Source organism: Bacteroides reticulotermitis JCM 10512 (assembly GCF_000517545.1).
Lineage (GTDB): Bacteria > Bacteroidota > Bacteroidia > Bacteroidales > Bacteroidaceae > Bacteroides > Bacteroides reticulotermitis.
Genome location: NZ_BAIV01000025.1, coordinates 38,833 through 55,871, shown reverse-complemented (window position 1 = coordinate 55,871; position 17,039 = coordinate 38,833). Strand labels below are relative to the sequence as shown.

The 17,039-nt window shown below is 45.9% G+C and carries 14 protein-coding genes and 4 pseudogenes; 5 read left to right on the top strand and 13 right to left on the bottom strand.

Annotation, left to right across the window (positions count from 1 at the left end; genetic code table 11):
* Positions 1–7: 7 nt before the first annotated feature.
* Together JCM10512_RS14765 and JCM10512_RS14760 are read right to left on the bottom strand one after the other, a co-directional pair.
* On the bottom strand, positions 8–748 hold the full coding sequence (locus JCM10512_RS14765) for an SDR family NAD(P)-dependent oxidoreductase (protein WP_044164295.1): 741 nt from the start codon (positions 746–748) through the stop codon (positions 8–10).
* 108 nt (positions 749–856) lie between these two features.
* Positions 857–1,684: an AraC family transcriptional regulator gene (locus JCM10512_RS14760; RefSeq protein WP_044164294.1), complete on the bottom strand. Its 828-nt coding sequence runs from the start codon at positions 1,682–1,684 to the stop codon at positions 857–859.
* A 198-nt stretch (positions 1,685–1,882) separates the two neighbouring features.
* Between JCM10512_RS14760 and JCM10512_RS14755 the strand changes: the two genes are divergently transcribed.
* Positions 1,883–3,178 carry a cytidylate kinase family protein gene (locus tag JCM10512_RS14755; protein WP_044164292.1) on the top strand — a complete coding sequence of 432 codons (1,296 nt, stop codon included), beginning with the start codon at positions 1,883–1,885 and terminating at the stop codon, positions 3,176–3,178.
* 23 nt (positions 3,179–3,201) lie between these two features.
* Here the strand turns inward: JCM10512_RS14755 and JCM10512_RS22090 are convergent, their stop codons facing one another.
* Positions 3,202–3,501 (bottom strand): nitrous oxide-stimulated promoter family protein, encoded by a 300-nt coding sequence (locus JCM10512_RS22090; protein ID WP_081741347.1) that lies wholly within the window; start codon positions 3,499–3,501, stop codon positions 3,202–3,204.
* A gap of 101 nt (positions 3,502–3,602) precedes the next feature.
* On the opposite strand from JCM10512_RS22090, the gene JCM10512_RS14745 reads away from it, so the two are divergent.
* Positions 3,603–3,809: a hypothetical protein gene (locus tag JCM10512_RS14745; protein ID WP_044164288.1), complete on the top strand. Its 207-nt coding sequence runs from the start codon at positions 3,603–3,605 to the stop codon at positions 3,807–3,809.
* A gap of 77 nt (positions 3,810–3,886) precedes the next feature.
* On the opposite strand, the gene JCM10512_RS14740 is transcribed toward JCM10512_RS14745, so the two are convergent.
* Positions 3,887–5,527 (bottom strand): RluA family pseudouridine synthase, encoded by a 1,641-nt coding sequence (locus JCM10512_RS14740; RefSeq protein ID WP_044164286.1) that lies wholly within the window; start codon positions 5,525–5,527, stop codon positions 3,887–3,889.
* Between the two features lie 188 nt (positions 5,528–5,715).
* Between JCM10512_RS14740 and JCM10512_RS14735 the strand changes: the two are divergent.
* Positions 5,716–6,179 (top strand): annotated as a pseudogene (locus tag JCM10512_RS14735) (MaoC family dehydratase).
* A 279-nt stretch (positions 6,180–6,458) separates the two neighbouring features.
* Here the strand turns inward: JCM10512_RS14735 and JCM10512_RS14730 are convergent.
* The 6 genes and pseudogenes from JCM10512_RS14730 to JCM10512_RS14705 all read right to left on the bottom strand — a co-directional run bounded on the left by JCM10512_RS14730 (position 6,459) and on the right by JCM10512_RS14705 (position 11,089).
* A complete protein-coding gene (locus JCM10512_RS14730) occupies positions 6,459–6,974 on the bottom strand; it encodes a GNAT family N-acetyltransferase (RefSeq protein WP_044164375.1) in 516 nt (171 codons plus the stop codon).
* A gap of 12 nt (positions 6,975–6,986) precedes the next feature.
* Positions 6,987–7,510, bottom strand: a pseudogene (locus JCM10512_RS14725) (HEAT-like fold family protein); the annotation flags it as partial.
* 21 nt (positions 7,511–7,531) lie between these two features.
* On the bottom strand, positions 7,532–8,869 hold the full coding sequence (locus JCM10512_RS14720) for a GNAT family N-acetyltransferase (protein ID WP_044164280.1): 1,338 nt from the start codon (positions 8,867–8,869) through the stop codon (positions 7,532–7,534).
* A gap of 10 nt (positions 8,870–8,879) precedes the next feature.
* Positions 8,880–9,359 carry a GNAT family N-acetyltransferase gene (locus JCM10512_RS14715; RefSeq protein ID WP_044164275.1) on the bottom strand — a complete coding sequence of 160 codons (480 nt, stop codon included), beginning with the start codon at positions 9,357–9,359 and terminating at the stop codon, positions 8,880–8,882.
* 182 nt (positions 9,360–9,541) lie between these two features.
* Positions 9,542–10,467 (bottom strand): annotated as a pseudogene (gene bla / locus JCM10512_RS14710) (class A beta-lactamase, subclass A2).
* 187 nt (positions 10,468–10,654) lie between these two features.
* Positions 10,655–11,089, bottom strand: coding sequence for a DUF6078 family protein (locus JCM10512_RS14705; protein WP_044164273.1), 435 nt, complete (start codon positions 11,087–11,089; stop codon positions 10,655–10,657).
* Between the two features lie 242 nt (positions 11,090–11,331).
* Here JCM10512_RS14705 and JCM10512_RS14700 point away from each other — a divergent pair.
* Positions 11,332–13,586, top strand: a pseudogene (locus JCM10512_RS14700) (monovalent cation:proton antiporter family protein).
* A gap of 136 nt (positions 13,587–13,722) precedes the next feature.
* Complete coding sequence (locus JCM10512_RS14695) at positions 13,723–13,932, top strand: hypothetical protein (RefSeq protein ID WP_244437216.1); 210 nt, start codon at positions 13,723–13,725, stop codon at positions 13,930–13,932.
* Between the two features lie 82 nt (positions 13,933–14,014).
* On the opposite strand, the gene JCM10512_RS14690 is transcribed toward JCM10512_RS14695, so the two are convergent.
* The 3 genes from JCM10512_RS14690 to JCM10512_RS22085 all read right to left on the bottom strand — a co-directional run bounded on the left by JCM10512_RS14690 (position 14,015) and on the right by JCM10512_RS22085 (position 16,892).
* The gene (locus tag JCM10512_RS14690; protein ID WP_044164372.1) at positions 14,015–16,192 is read right to left on the bottom strand and encodes a TonB-dependent receptor; all 2,178 of its coding nucleotides are present in this window, start codon (positions 16,190–16,192) and stop codon (positions 14,015–14,017) included.
* Positions 16,193–16,306: 114 nt separating this feature from the next.
* Complete coding sequence (locus JCM10512_RS14685; protein ID WP_044164269.1) at positions 16,307–16,639, bottom strand: hypothetical protein; 333 nt, start codon at positions 16,637–16,639, stop codon at positions 16,307–16,309.
* A gap of 94 nt (positions 16,640–16,733) precedes the next feature.
* On the bottom strand, positions 16,734–16,892 hold the full coding sequence (locus JCM10512_RS22085) for a YqaE/Pmp3 family membrane protein (RefSeq protein ID WP_081741344.1): 159 nt from the start codon (positions 16,890–16,892) through the stop codon (positions 16,734–16,736).
* Positions 16,893–17,039 lie beyond the last annotated feature (147 nt).

Genomic DNA, 17,039 nt, shown 5'->3' with positions numbered 1-17,039 from the left:
GGCTTCTTTATGTCTTTCCCGGAGTCTTCACCGGCATTCGCTTCCATATCCATCGGGGAATCATTCCCCAGAAGAACACCAATACCCGATATCGAGTGTCGATAACAGCAATCCGTTTTTTACGCTTCAGCGCACGTACGATGTCGTAAGCCACTTTGTCCGCTCGCATGAGCATGGGATAATGTTTGCCGTCGTTCAATAAATCGGTTGCTACGAACCCCGGGCGTATATCTGTGAAGTGAATCGCCAACTTCTGCATATAGGCTAGTTGTTCGAGCGCATCGATGTAGGTGTTCTGAAAACGTTTGGTAGCCGAATAAGCCGGAGCGACTCCCAGCCCTTTAGTTCCGGCAATGGAACTGATAACCGCCAGATGTCCGCCACCTTTCTCTTTGAAATAGGAGAAGGCACAGTCCACCACACGCGTAAAACCTTCCACGTTGGTACGTACTGTATTCAATTCAATATCTTCCCGTAAGTTCATGTTTTGGAATCCGATACCGGAACTAAGCAAGAATAGCTCCATTCCGCCCAGTCGTTCGATGAGCGTATGCAACTTTTCGGCGGCGTCTTCTTGAGTCACATCGAGTGCTTGAATCTCTATCTGATTGGGAGCCGTACGTTGAAAAGCTTCAAGAGCTGCTTCGCGTCTCCCGGCAATTCCTATTTTCCAACCCTCTTTTAAAAGAATCTTGGCTACTTCCTGACCAATGCCGGAAGTGGCTCCTATTATAATAGCTCGTTTCATTTCGTCCGGCGATTAGTTTGGCGTATAGTTAGCGTCATACAACTCCATAGTCTTATGCGACTCGGGCAAAGATAGATAAAACTTTGATAGGCTGAATAAAGAACTCCACTATTTTGTAGGCGAGGCTTCCAGCCGGTTCATTTCGCGGTAAGTGGTAGGTGACACTCCGGTGTGATGTTTAAAATAGCGGCCTAAGTACGATTGGTCGGGGAAGTTAAGTTGATTGGCTATTTCCTGAATGGAATAGGCCGTGGAGTTTAGAATAACTTTGATTTCGAGTATCACGTAATCGCCGATCCACTCCTTAGCTGTGCAACCGATGGTTTGCCGAATCGTTTTGCTTAGATGCCGGGGAGTTATACAGAGTTTATCGGCATAGTAATCGACCGATCGTTCTTCTCGGAAAGATTGAATGACCAATGCGATGAACTGATCTTTTATCCGCCAACGGAGATGGTTGGCTTGACTCTGCCGATAGAGATGTTCCGTCTGATTGCAGATCTCGTAGAAAAGCATCCGGCAGCAGTAGACTATGAGCTCGCGTTGGTAAACGTTTGACGACTCGGCACATTTCTGTTCCAGTATAGCTAAATAATTGAGTATTCCGTTCCACGCTTTCTCTTCAAATAAACTATAGTTATGCTCACGCAGGAAAGAGACCTTGTCCGATGGGAGTGAATAGAATATCTCATGGCGAAACTGACGAGAAAAAGAAAAGGTAGTTAGCTCAATATCGTTGCTGACGTCGGCGTAAAGCACGATCTGATCCGGAAAGACAAGGATCACGCTACCCATAGAGAGCGTGAATCGTTGTTGGTTGATGTAAAGACTGCCTTCTCCTTGCCGGCAAAACACGAACTCACCGGTTTCCATCCGGTAGGGGTAGGCGGGTAGTTGGCCTTTCTGATAGAAATTCAAGTGATATTCGTCGTTCATGATAATCGATGCTTGGCTGTGGAAATGTGAATGCTTGGCTGATTTGGTAGGACAAAGATAGTATTAATGCCGCTTCGCCGCAAAGAAATGCCACATTTTGAACAATCTGCTTCGACTTTTGAACGGGAGATCGGGAGAAGGAAGCCGTACCTTTGCAACGTGCTATCGAGATAGCCTATACATAAGATAAAAAGAAGTATGACAAAGAAAGAAACAACAGCTCGTTATCTGCTTTTCATTGCCGGGTTGTTTGTGAACGCATTCGGTATTAGTTTGATTATTAAAGCCAACTTAGGTTCGTCTCCTATATCGAGTCTTCCTTATACATTGAGTTTGAAGTATCCGGTCACTTTAGGGCAGTTTACCTTCCTGTTGAACATGCTGTTGATTGCCGGACAGATGTGGTTTCTGAAGAAAGATTTTCAGAAGCAGCAACTGCTGCAACTTCCCGTTTCCGTTCTTTTCAGTATATTTATCGATTGGTCCATGGCTCTTCTGGGAGGTTTTGTTCCCGGAACCTACAGTATGCAGATCTTGTCCTTGCTTGCGGGGTGCATGGTGCTAGGGTTGGGAATCAGTATGGAAGTCATCGCCAATGTGGTGATGCTTTCCGGTGAGGCCTTTGTACAGGCTATCTCTTTGCGTACGGGTAAAGAGTTCGGCGTAGTGAAGATCTGCTTTGATACCTCTTTGGCACTTTTGGCGTGTGCGGTATCCTTGATTCTACTCGGAAGTATTGTCGGAGTACGTGAGGGGACTGTCATTGCCGCGTTGGTTGTGGGGCTTTTCGCCCGTTTCTTCAACCGTAAGTTTGCTTTCGTGGGACAGTTGTTGAGTCGTCTTTCTCCGCGAGAGGTTGATGGTGAAGAAAGCGTTGCCGTTGCTAATACCGGAATCATTATCACCATTGCCCGTGAGTATGGGAGTGGAGGACGAGCGATTGGGCAGCAGATAGCGAGCGATTTGGGTATTCCTTTTTATGATAAGGAGTTGATCGAGTTGGAAGCGGCAGAGAGTGGACTGGCTGCCAACTATGTGGAAGAACATGAACAAAATATCTCCAATAATTTGCTGTGGGGATTGATCATGCAGGACTTTACCGCTCCAATCGAAGGACGTCTGTCACCTTCCGATCGCCTGTTCGTAGCACAAAGCCGGGTCGTTCGCCGAATCGCTTCGCAAGGACCGTGCGTTATTGTCGGACGCTGTGCCGATTATATTCTGCGGGATTATCCTCTTTGTTTCAACGTTTTCATTCATTCCGACACGGAGCACATGATGCAGCGTATCACCCATGCCTATGGTGTACCAACCGAACAAGCGGGGGCTGAACTCAAACGAATCAATCGGGCAAGAGCGCTTCATTATAAATATTATACGGGAGAGACTTGGGGGAATGTGAAGAACTACCACCTTGCGATTCACAGTGATGCTATCGGGATAGAGTCCGCCGGACGCTTAATTCAAGAGGCTGTGCAGCATGCCTTACTTTGAAAACCGCAACCGGTTTTCAGTTCTCATCGGTGGAATAGGTGGCAGATGGCTTTCCAGGGAGCATAAAGTAGCATTCGGGGACCGGAGAAGCGCATCACTTGTCGCATTCGTTCTCGCATGGCAGGCTTATAACAATGTACGGGGCATTGCTGGCAGGCGTGTTTCCCAGCTCCAAACGGACAACGGTCGAGGCGTGTCTGAGCGTAAAGAAGCAGTTCTTCGCAATCGGGGCAAAGAGTTTTATTCTTTTCCTTTTTCCGGCAATAGAGGCGGATCATCAACTCTACCGTTTCCTTTTCTTGTGCTAGGCGCGATTTCTTCATCTTTAGTTTCTGACGGGCACAAAGATAAGAAGATTGTGGATAAATCCGGAATGAAACAGTATCTTTGACGCCGATTATTACGAATACAGGTGAATTAAGTGATGAGAAAGTTATTATGTCCGCAGTGTAAAATAGCTGCTATGTACGTTAAGAATGAGCAAGGCGACCGGCTCTTGGTTTATGTTTTAGAGAATGGTGAAGTCGTGGCTAAAGATCCCGAGGCTTCTACAGAAGGCTTCGACCTGACAGATGTCTATTGCTTAGGGTGCTCCTGGCATGGCTCTCCCAAAAGGCTGATGCAGCGATAAACGGTTGACAGCATACCGACAGCTTTTGATTCGCTTTCCTTAAAAGAACGATTGCTTGGTAAGCTAACTCATTTTACTCAGAAGTCCGCTTCCTTTTGCACGCAGACGAGATGCTTGTGAACCGGATGACGGAACTCCAGAAACTCGGCATGCAGATAAAGCCGATCCGCTCTTCGACCGTAAAGTTCGTCTCCTACGATGGGGCAGGCTAATCCTTGTGAATGGGCGGCATGTACGCGTAGTTGGTGTGTACGCCCCGTTAGCGGATAAAAAGCGATGCGGGTTCGCTCCGCAGAAGTTTCCAGTATACGATATTCGGTAACGGCCGGTTTACCGTAAACCTCGCTAACCATTTGCCGGGGCCGATCAAGCGGATTGGGGCAAATGGGCAACTCAATCTTTCCACTCTTTCCGACTCGGCTTATCTTTCCATCGAGCAAAGCTACATAACGTTTCTTTATACTTCGATTTTCAAACTGCGCCTGTAACTCCTGATGCACCTCCTTGCTCTTGGCTATAAGTAACAAACCGGAAGTCGCCATATCCAATCGGTGAACAATCATGGGGCCGGTAGCTAGTGGATATTGTTCCCTTAGTCTTTGGTAGACCGAGTCGATCTGATCTTCTTTGCCCGGAACGGATAGCATACCGGGCGGTTTATTAATAACCACCAACCATTCATCTTCAAAAACAATCTCTATATCCGTGTCCTTATGTATATTTTCGGAGAGCGGATTCGCATCTACTTCCAGCCCTTGAAGCATATGTTGCAAGATCGGTTCGCACTTACCTTTACAGGAAGGGTAGTAGTAACCATGCGTGCGTATTTCGTTCTTTGGAGAGTCGCCCCACCAGAACTCCGCCATAGCCAACGGTTTGAGTTGGTGAAGAAAAGCATATTGTAAGAGTTTGGGTAGCGCACATTCGCCCGCTCCGCTTGGAGGAGTTTTATGAACAGTCCGCTCGAAGATGGAACAGAGATCGTTCACTTCTCCCTTGGCGTTCAGCATCCGAAATTGTTCGAACAACTTCTGTTGCAAAGCGGCCGAACGAGTTTTGCGTTCTTTTTTCAGTGCGCTTATCTCCGTCCGATATTTACTAAGTTCGGTTTCAAGTGTTTCAATCTGTTGCTTCCATGCACGTTCCAGCCGTTTGAACTCCGCTTTCTGGAATTGACTTTCCCGGATGAGGGCTGCCTGTTCTTCTTCGGAAAGCTGTTCGTCGGAGCGACGTCGGAGTTCCCGGTTCTCTTTCGCTTCTTTAAGTTCCGCTTTAGCACTCGCAAGTTCCTGGCAAGCCTGCTTGGTTGCGGCTTTGAGCTGATTGTTAAGTTCGAGATACCGCTCGGTATGCTCCAAGGCGGTAATGCGACTGTTTATAGCGGAAATCTGTTCCTCCTCTACCCGAAAGAAACCGTCGGGCTGTAGCAGGTCATAGATGGGCGGAACGAAGAAAGGATGTAAATTCTTCCCGGCGAGGTTGCCGGAGAACGCTGCCAGATAGCCGATACCTGTGGGACTTTGCGGCGTTTGCACAATCAATACACCGAACATTTTGCCTGAAGCCAGTTCTTCCTTCCATTCTTCCTGCTTGGCGATGTAGGCTTTTACCTCTTCAGCAGCCTCCACGCAAAGCGGATGCGGCGTATAGTGAAAAGGATATGTAAACTTCTCCGGTAGCGGAATCTGTGGAACGGGCTCTTTTAATAAATGCAACATGAATTAGACACGGATTGATTGTGATGCAAAAATAGGGTAAATCTCTGAAACTTGCCCCTTCTTCGCACCCGGAGTTAGCGGGAAAAGGGTAAGATACCTTTATTTTGTTGAGTAAAATGGGGACATCTTGTTTTTTTCTCTATTTTTGCTCCCCATTAGATGTATAACCCCCATAAAATAGTGGAACGATGAATAAAGTTATTATCAATCATACGAAGAATTTGAGAAAATGGTTGGACAACAGATTGGTGTATCCGACTACGTAGAGCTTTCGCAGGAACGCATTAATTTGTTTGCCGACGCAACACTGGACCATCAATGGATTCATGTAGATGTAGAACGCGCCAAGACAGACACCCCTTACCAGAGCACGATTGCGCATGGTTACCTGACTCTGTCTATGCTTCCTTACCTGTGGAACCAAATTATTGAAGTGAACAACTTGAAGATGATGATTAACTACGGTATCGATAAGATGAAATTCGGACAGGCTGTATTGTCCGGACAAAGTATTCGGCTGGTAGCTTCTCTTCACTCGCTGACAAACCTGCGCGGTGTGGCAAAAGCTGAGATCAAGTTTGCTATTGAGATAAAAGACCAACCAAAGAAAGCACTTGACGGCATCGCCGTATTCTTATATTATTTTGAATAATTACCGGGGATTTGCCGGATGAAAACCATCGATTACTCTGTTGACATATAATCAGCACTTACAGATTATGAGATAAATAGGGGCTGTCCGCCAAATGGGGACAGCCCTTGCTATTGGTATACGGCTTAGACGTTTACGGAATGAATTACCCCTGTTCACAAGGAACGTGGAATGGAGCCGGAGGTTTATGAAGGCCTCTTTGCGATTCATTTTTATAGGCTGTAAGGCTTAAAAGGGGCAGGGCTGGGTTTTAGGCAACTCCTACTTTCGGGCAACAGGCTATTTGAGTAGTTCGTAGTAATGTCCGTCCCAGAACTGATCATTCTTATAAACAGCCCGATGCATGATTCCGACCTTTGAGAAACCGACTTTCTCCAACACTCTCATCGAGGCGGGATTGTATTCGAATATGAACGCGAAGAGCCTGACGATGTCAGTCGTTTCGAAATAGTAGCTGATGGCTTCCCGTAACGCATCGGTCATGATCCCCCGGTTCCAATACGATTCTCCGAGTATATAACCCACTTCGGCGCTGAATCGTTCGACGTCATTGCCGGGTACAAACCCGATATTCCCGACCGCTTTTCCTTCAACCTCGATACAGAAATCGTGTACACCATCTTTTTGCTTAACCAGTTGAATGAAAAAGTCGCCATCCTCTTGTGAATACGGAAAAGGCAACCCATCCCGACAGTTATCCCAGAGCTTTTTGTTGTTGAGTTGTTGGGCAAGGGAAGGTGCGTCTGCTGGTTCCCAAGTACGCAAGGTGTATGTTTCTTGTTGTATGATAATCATCTGTTCTTTTCTTTTAGAAGTTTCTACTTTTATCGCTTTCAAGGTGTTTCTCAATGCGGAGCTTGAGCAGGAGATACCATGTCCGGCTCCAGCATTTCCAACAGGAGGCGCAACTCCTGTTGGAGTTCGGGAATGTTACGTGTTAATTCATAACACAACTTGATGCAGAGCGCTTGTATGGCGGGAGGTTCTTCCCGAGACATCATGTGCTCCATGCAAAAGTCCAGAAAATCCACTCGCGGAGGATCACTTGCGGGCTGTTGATAAATCAAACTCAAGATCAACCGCCGTTTCCCCGTATGTGAGCAAACGAGTGCCGCGTCAATCAGTTCGTTCTGCTTCCCGGAAAGCCAGGCTATTTCCGCTTCCCGGAAATGCGTGCACATCCACAAAGCCTGATAAGAGATGGTATCTTCTTTATCGAAGATAAGCCGGTAAAGCTCTTCACGCAGTAGCGTATTCTCTTGCACCTGATGAAGAGTTACCAGAATATCTTTGATATGTATGCGTTCGGACAGTTTGGTTCGCAGATCCATAGTCGGGTAGTTGCTAGTTGCTTATCGTTTGAGGTGTAAAATCGGAAATGGTTTACCTGCACCGTCCGTGTCGTCTCTTCCGACAACATGGAATCCGAGGTGAAGATAGAATTGAAGCGCTTTCTCATTCTGCTCGTTGACGTCCACCTGACGGATCGACTTCTCTTTGCCCGCATACTCTACCAACCGCTTGCCGTACCCTTGGGTTTGCTGGTCGGGATGTACAAACAACATTTCAATGAGTTCGTCACTAAGCCCCATAAAAGCGGCTATCCGTCCGTGAATATCTTTGCAAACATAGAGGTCGACCGACTTCAGATATTGGTTTTGTATCAGCGGTTTGTAGAACTGAATATCCTCTTCGGTCAGGAAATGATGCGTATGGCGTACAGACGCTTCCCACAATTGAAGTATCTCTTCATGATCTTCCGCAGTCGGTTGGGTTACCGGCAGAAGATAATAACACTGATGATCGTAGATGTGTCCGTCATACGTGATTTCCGCCTGTCGGAGAACTCCTTCGTATAGGAAACCGTTCCGTTTCAACACATGTTGCGAACGTTCGTTGTGAGGGTAACAATTGGCGGTGATGAGGCTGAGACCCAATTCCTCGAAGCCGTATCGGCTGACAGCTTGCACGGCTTCACTCATATATCCTTTGCCCCAATAGGGTTCGTTGAGCCAATACCCCAACATATTCACCTGTGGATTCTCCCGTTTCGGGTCCGGAACAAGTCCGACACAACCCACCAGTTCGTCTGTCTCTTTTAGAATGATAGCCCAAGCGTTGTACCCAATGAATACGGAATGAAGAATCTCCCGCGACTCTTCCAAAGTCTCGTGCGGTTTCCATCCGGCATTATCTCCTAACTTCGGATTCCGGCAGCAAGCGAAGAAAGCTTCTGCGTCACTATCGCGAAACGGACGCAATAAGAGGCGTTCGGTGTCTATCTCTTTGTTCGGTATCGTGACCGGCGAATAGACACATTCGATGCGATTGCCGTCGGGATCGAGGACAACGCTTTCAAAATAGCCGTCGCCCGATGTCCGTGGCTCGCCTACTATGGGGTAACCTGCGGAACGCATCTGTTCGGTGAATTGCAGAACCTGCTCCGGACTGGAGAACGTAAAGGCAAAATGAGTCAGGCCGAGTCTGTTCTCTTCTATCGGCGTGTTTTGCACGTCGGCACGGCTCATCAATTCGATGGATATTCCATTCTCGAAAGAGATGAAGTACGATTCGAACTTCTTACGGGGATTGATATACTTCTCGTTACTTTCTCCGTGAAAGTAACGAACATAGAATTCTTTCATCTCTTCCAGACGGAAAGTCCATATAGCAATGTGATGTAATCTCATAATGAATTTGTTAGAGTTGCTTTTCCATCACGGCATTTTGAAGGCTCTCGGGATGGATGTTTACGGTTTGTTCTTTTATAATGTGATAGCCCTTTGCCGTAAAAAACGGTTGGGCGGTCAGACTCACCTCCGAATGCACGGAAGGCGCATCATGCTTACGGGCAAACGCTTCGGCGGCGTTGAGTAGGAGCGTGGCTACTCCCTGACGTTGATAATCGGGATGAACGAACATGCTGTGCAGATATCCTTGGGTATTGATTGACGTGAATCCGGCCAAGGCTTTGGTTGCTTCTTCTTCGGCAAGGAGAAACTGCAAGTCACCGGTCAGCAATTCTTCCCAACGAGACGGAGTTGCCCGTCCGATCCAGGCATCGAGTTGCGCTTCCGTATAATCCCGGTTGCACATCTGACGCACACTGGCTTCAAACGTTTGTTGCATCCGAGGGAGGTCGGCAATGGCTCCCGGTTGTAGGTTGAATCGTTTCTGCATGCTGGTTTAGTATTTCTAAAGCGTTCGTTCTATACATTACTTGCGGCATAACTTGACTTTCGGGGAGTAGTTATGCGGCGTATAGTCTATATTTTCGATAAAAATAAGGATTAATAATCTCTTACCAAAGAATTACTTCTACAAAATGCAAAAACAAACTCTTTGGTTCGTACGTCCGAATGTTAGAGTTGAGTCGGTGCAGAGGTGAGTTTCAATACATATTCGTATACGATGCGTGAAATCTCTCCGATAAGGCCGCTCGTTGCCTGCGGATTCTCTTCGGAGTCTTTTATCAAGACGGCGATGCTGTACCGGTGTCCGTTGGGCAGCAGAATGAAACCGATGTCGTTCGTACCGATCAGTTGTCCTTGGGCATTGAGACCGCCGGTCCCTGTTTTATGTCCGATAATGACTCCTTTGTCAGTCAACGGAGCCGGCAAACGGTCTTTTCCGGTCTGACACTCCACCATCGTCTGGTAGATAAAGTCTTTGTAAGCCGCTCCGAACAACGGTTTGCGGAGAAACAGATCCACCAATCCGGCGGCGGCAACGGGAGTTGTCCAGTTCTGGTAACATCGTTCGAGATCTTGGTGCATCTCCTCTTCGGTAGCACTAATCAGGCAATCGGTAATACCCAGCGAATGGATGTAACGGTTCACCGCTCCCGTACCGCCTTGATAGCGGAAGAGAATATCGCAGGCATTGTTGTCGCTCTGCTGGAGTGTGTACTTCAATAATTCGGCAACGCTCATGTTGATTCCGCCGTTGGGGTATTGGTCACGTAGCGGACTGTATGTGTCGGGCTTCAAATCCGATTGGGTAATGCCCAGTATCGTTTCAAAGGGCAGATTCCGCTGTTCCATATAGTTAGCCAGTGCCAATGCCTGATGAAACTTGTATACGCTCATGGTTGGGTAGCGCGTTTCGTTATTCAGGGCGATTGTATCTTTCCCGTCGATGATTACAGCGATGCCGACTTCTGCTTTCTTCCTTCGATAGCTTGCGCAAGTCGGGTGTTGAGTTCGGAATGGCGGGCGTGTAGCCCTATGGGTAGGAGAAGGCAAAGTAGCGAGACGAACATTGATTTGTTATTGATGAATCTTTTCATGGTTACGAATGAAGTTGGTGTGAACTAGGGAGTTTTTGACTGATACAACCGGAGTTGTCTTCTGTTAGATGCGGGAGTTTCTTTTGTTTCATAGGGGTGAGAAAAAAGTTTCATGCCGGTGAGAAAAAATTCTCATCACTAGGAGAAAAAAGTTTCATGCTGATGAAACAACTCCTTTCCCCGGAGCTTACCAGTCATATCCTTTGATGTATTCATCGTATACAGGCTCTGTGTCGAGGCCTTTGTCTTTGAATATCTGACGGATGTACTGCTGTTCGCTCGGACTGATGGCACGCTCTTTCCGGTTGATACGGTAGAATGTGTTCCTCCCGAAGTGGGCAAGCATCTTTTGCTTCACCGCGAGGGCGTTGCTGTGAGTCATGTTATCCAGTAAATGAGTAATTCCCCGGGCAAAACGCAGGGGTTGGTCGGAAGTGAAGCACGGGCAGTCTCCGTTGTCCGAAGTTGTGTAGGCCGGATTGATCAGTGTGAAAGACCGGCATTCGGTAGGTACATGGAGTGCTACTTGATAGTGCAGACACTCGGTTGCGTGTTTGCATTGTCCGTTGAGGCAATGACTAAAGCCATAAGGCACGGATTGATAATTGAAATCTGAAAGCATAGTTTTTTCTTTTATTTAGGATACAACAAAAATAAGCTGAAGTTTAAGAAGTACAAAGAAATAGGCTGATAAATGTAATAAACCGAAGTGTAAACTTTATTAAAAGTTCTATTTTGAACAAAAGAGGGAAGAAAAGCATTAAATAAATAATAAAAAACTTTATTTAATAATAAGTTAAATTAGTTCTCCAAGGGTGGTTTCCTATCTTTGTGTATTCCCAATTACTAATAAACATAAATTGCATGTCTCATTTACCAACTCTTATAACAGATCTTGCGCTGATTTTGATATCGGCAGGAGTAATAACTTTAATTTTTAAATGGTTAAAACAGCCCCTGGTGCTGGGGTATATTGTAGCCGGACTACTGGCCGGACCTTATATCAACATCTTCCCGACGGTGGTAGACATGGAGAGTGTCAACATCTGGGCCGAAATCGGAGTTGTCTTTCTACTCTTTGCCCTCGGACTGGAATTTAGTTTTAAGAAATTGGTCAATGTAGCTCTTCCGCCTTTATAACGGCTATAACCGAGGTCATCACCATGTTGATTGTCGGTTTTCTGGTGGGGCGTTTACTCTCTTGGTCGGTGATGGACTCGATCTTCCTTGGAGGAATGCTGTCGATGTCGTCTACAACGATCATCATTAAGGCGTTCGATGATTTAGGACTAAGGAAACAACACTTTACGACCATTGTGTTCGGTACGCTGGTAGTCGAGGATTTAATTGCCATCTTGATGATGGTTCTTCTCTCTACGATGGCAGTTAGTCAGGAGTTTGTAGGCGAGGAGTTGTTTATGAGCATCCTGAAAGTGGGGTTCTTCCTTATTCTCTGGTTCCTGATCGGAATATTTTTAATACCGGCTTTCCTGAAGAAAACGAGGAAGCTGATGAATAATGAGACTTTGCTTATCATTGCTTTGGGACTTTGTTTGGGAATGGTCGTTCTGGCAACTAAAACAGGCTTCTCGGCTGCTCTGGGAGCGTTCATTATGGGTTCTATTCTGGCCGAAACCGTAGAGGCGGAACATATCGAACACATCATTCAGCCTGTTAAGGATTTATTTGGTGCGATCTTCTTTGTGTCGGTCGGTATGTTGGTTAATCCGGCTGTGTTGATAGACTATTCCTGGCCGATCATCATTATCACGTTGGTCACTATATTCGGTAAGGCGACTTTCTCCACGTTTGGGGTTTTGCTGTCCGGGCAGCCGTTGAAGACTTCTATTAAGTCCGGCTTCAGCTTGGCGCAGATTGGTGAGTTCGCCTTTATTATCGCTGCGTTAGGTGTCTCTTTAAAGGTACTCGACGATTATGTGTATCCGATTATCGTAGCGGTATCGGTTATCACCACGTTTACGACTCCTTACTTTATTCGCTTGGCGGAACCGTTCAGCGAATGGCTTTATAAGGTTCTTCCGCCTCGGGCGAAAGATTTTCTGGCAAGTTATACTTCGGGAAAGAAAACGGTGAATCACGATAGCGACTGGAAGAAGCTATTTAAGGCTCATCTCGGGAAGGGAGTAATCTATACGGTATTGCTGACCGCTATCTTGCTGCTTTCTATTCACGTTGTCTATCCGATGATTCAAAACAGGGTCGATTCTATCTCTTTCTGGGGAAGGGTGGGAGTCAGCGTAGGAACGCTGCTGCTAATGGCGCCTTTCTTGTGGGCGTTGATATCCAACAAATACAATTCGCCCAATCTGTTTATGAGTCTTTGGAAGGATAGTAAGTATAACCGCGGTCGTTTGGTCGCTTTGGTTTTGTCGCGTATCACGATTGCCATTGTGTTTGTATCTGCCGTCCTGATCTACTATCTCCAGTTGAATTATGGGGTGGGGATTATAATCGCGGTGGCTGTTCTGATATTCATTTTGCTTTTCCGGAGCAATCTGAATCAGTACTCTAAGATTGAATCTCATTTCCTGACTAACCTGAATGAACGGGAGACGGCCATGAGAAAACGTTCGCCGTTAAAGTCGAGTTTCCACGATGAGTTTAGTGAAAAAGATATTCACCTGCTTCCCATTGAGGTTTCACCTTATTCGCAATTGGTCGGCAAACCGTTGTCTACACTTGCTCTGCGTGAGAAGTTTGGGATTAACATTGTCAAGATCATCCGTGGAGATGTGAAGATTCAGATACCGAGCGGGGACGAATGCTTCTATCCGCAAGATCAAGTGGTGGCTGTGGGTACGGACGATCAGTTGGCCCGGTTCCGTGAACAAATGGAAGTGGTTCCTGCCGGACAGCAAAAGACAGAATCGTCTAAAGAGGTCGATCTCCATTCGTTTACGGTGGATGATAGTTTCCCCTTCCTGGGAAAAACAGTCATTGCTTCGCAGATTGGTGAGAAATTCAACAGTCTGGTGGTAGCCATCGAACGTAATGATGAATTAATCTCTTTAAGTAAGGACACAACCTTCGAACTGAATGATTTGGTCTGGGTGGTAGGCGAAAGAGAAAAGGTGCGTACGATGTTGCAACTTGCCTAGTGTGGCAGCCTGATTGCTGTTGCATGCTTTGTTATCGCTTGCTTACCCCAACGCTCGAAAGATAGACCGTGTGGTGAGAAACTTGTCTGTTATCTATTCTTCTATTATCTTTGCTAGGCAAAATAAAAGAGAGTATTTGGATATCCGATTAGAAAGAAGAACGATGAAAGTACGTAAGAAACAAAACCAGAAAAGCCTGTCGATGGATGATTATATAAAGGCTGCCAGAAAGGGTAACCGACTTGGTGAGCAAGAACTGCTTGGCCCGGGATTTCATTCCGTTAGCCGTGTGCATCAGTCGAAGAAACTTTATACCCGTAAACGGAAACATAAAGGAGAAGAGTGATAAATCGTTTCGTCCGGATGAGGCGAATCCCTCACCCGGATGAAACGATCTGTTTTATACATTAAAAGAGATCATTCTCTTTCTACAGTTTGATGATGATACCGGCATTTAGTACAAAGCCGTCCAGTGGCGCGTAAATATCCCGAAACTCGGGTTTGGTCATCGATCCCGTATGAATGGTATCGAACCGGGTTTGTCTTCGGTCGGTAAAGTTCTCGAAGTTTGTGTATAGAGAGAACTTCTCCCAAATCCGCTGCACCATTAGTCCGCAAATAAGATAACTCTTGCCTGTCTGCCCATCATTCAAGTTCTGCTTCGCCGTGTAATAGGCTTCCAGTCCGATCTTCCATTTGTCTTCTACCTCATACATCAAGACTGAATTGATCTTGTGCTTCGGGGTTAGTGTCTTCTGATAAGTTTTACCATTGTCCGTAACCTTTGCGTCTGTATAGGTGTATCCGAGGAAGAAGCCGAAGTCCTTGTAGGTTAACTTCATATTCGTCTCAGCGCCTTTACTGTCCACATGACCGTCGATGTTAGTAAACTGCCAACGGTCGTTATCCGCAGCTTGCAGCTCAAGCGGGTTTTTCAGGTAGGTATAAAAGAACAATTGGTTTATGCTCAGGAAGATCTGATCGTTGAACAAACCGGTTTTGTAGGTGAAGTCGATATTCGCTCCATAGCTTTTCTCCAGCTTGTTCTGGTTGTCATTAATGGGTAACACGTTTTGGAACTGTCTGCGTTCGCTATCCTCCGAGAAGATGGTAGGCGCTTTATAACCGAATCCGCCACCGACGCGAGACGAGAATTGATCTGTTATCTTGAAGAGAGACGATATGCGGGGTAATACTGCTACCCCATAATCGATGATGTAGTCGGTTCGCAATCCACTTTCGAGATTCATCCAATCGGTTACTTTAGTGTTGTTTTGTACAAACAGCCCGAGCGTGGTCATGTTGTAGTTACGAAGCGGGAAATCGGTCAGCTTCTTTTCGGTAAACTTATCTGTCCAGACATTCGCACCCGTTACCCATTCTGTTCGCTCTTGCGTATGTGTATACGATACTTCCGAGAAAGACGAGAACTGTTTGCCGTCAAACTTGAATTCGGGAATCTCGATCTTACGGCTGAAGTAAGTTAGACTGTTCTTCACATCCAATTTGTTATGTTCATCAAAGCGATGTTCAAATGTCATTTGGCTTGAATGTCTCTGTGTCTTATTGCGCTCAAAATACGAATGCGCCTCGTCAGCTTTACCTTCTACATACTTCATATCACCACCCAGACGGTTTTCGATCATCGAGTTTATACCGATATTAAAATCGGTCTGGTCGGACAGGTATACGAATAACTTCGGATTGAGTACAAACCGATCGAACTTAGGAATTGCGGTAAAGCCCACATCCGACGGGTCGTATGCCCAATTCCGGTTGTAAGATGCAAACACGGTAGTACCTATCTTCTGGAACTTCTGACCGAAGAAACTGTTCACGTCAAGTCCCTTGCCGGTGGTACCATTCAGATGTATCGAAAAGTCCCTCTTTTCTTCGGGCGTTTTCGAAATAAGGTTTACCAGCCCCGCAATGGCACCTCCACCGTATAACGTGGAAGATGAGCCTTTTATTATTTCAACTTGCTTTAAGTCGAGAGGTGGAGTCTGCAACAAGCCTAATCCGCTTGCCGCACCCGAGAATACGGGGAAACCGTCTTTTAAAATCTGGGTATATCTACCGTCCAAACCCTGAATACGAATGGACGAGTTGCCCGATATCGCTGATGTCTGTTGCGTCATAATACCTGTGCTTTCATTGAGAAGCATGCGGATATCGCCGGGTTTCATGACTCCCTTCTCGCCTAACTCTTCGTCATTTATAAACTCAATACGGCTTGGAATATCTTTAAAGGTCCGGGTACCTCGTGTGGAAGCTATCACTACTTCCTGCAATGCCTCTTCGTTAGGCTCGACTTTGATAACAATAGGCTCATCCGATTCCAGCGGGAATACGAACTGCTTAATTGTCTTCTCATACCCCGTATAAGTAATTTGAACTTTCTGTTTGCCATTGGGCATATTAGCAAGTATCGCTAAACCTTCCGTATTAGAGGATGTTCCGTTTGAGGTATTTTGCAGTACCACATTCGCACCGATTAGCGGCTCTCCTGTCTCGCAATCTATTAATTTGACTCTCAGCGTGTTTTGTGCAAGAATAACAGAGCCGCTGAAGGCTAAGAATAGCGTCAGTATATATTTCATTTTCATTCTGATCAATGTTTTAAATCTTCCATAAGAAATAGCATAAAGGTTGCGACAATGCAAAGCATGCATCATCGTAACAAAATACAGATCCTGTTTGGTCTGTAAAGGAATAGGTGTTTATGCTTGTGGCGGCTGCCAGATTGAAGAGATGAAAGCAGGGAGATTACCTTTCACTACATAGGCTGTAATGCAATCAGATACTGAACCTACTATTACTGTTATGGGATTATAGAAACGAGCTTCCGGAAATCCGGTGCACGTATTGCAATGCAGAAAGGGCGAACAGCAATCGTAGCCGTTATCGGCACAGTCATCACAACTATTACATGCGTCGTCGTCTCCCGTACTCAAAGCGCTTATGTGGGTAGACAGACATTTATCTTCAAGGCAACAAGGCATTACTGATAGTAGTAATACGCCCATAGCTAATATGAGAGATAAATGTTTCATGCTGCAAATATAGTGATTTCTGCGATAGCTTATTACTCTTCCGATGGTTTCAGTTTATGAAACGAACATTATAGAGAGCCATTGGGATGACGAGTTACTTGTTCGTGTTATTCAATATAATTAATGCGGCGATTACACCCGGAATCCATCCGGCTAACGTGAGAATAAGCACGATGATTATTGAACCGCAACCTTTGTCAAATACGGCAAGGGGAGGGAAGATGATAGAGAGAAGAACTCTAATTAAAGACATACTTCTTTGATTTAGTATTATGTTATAAAAGACTTCATTACGATTATGCACGTGATTCTGAAATCCGACGCAAGATAATAGAACTAATCAATATCGCCAAATTTCATAATAATTATTTTAGCAAGGGCGCAGTTCAGACTGTGCTTA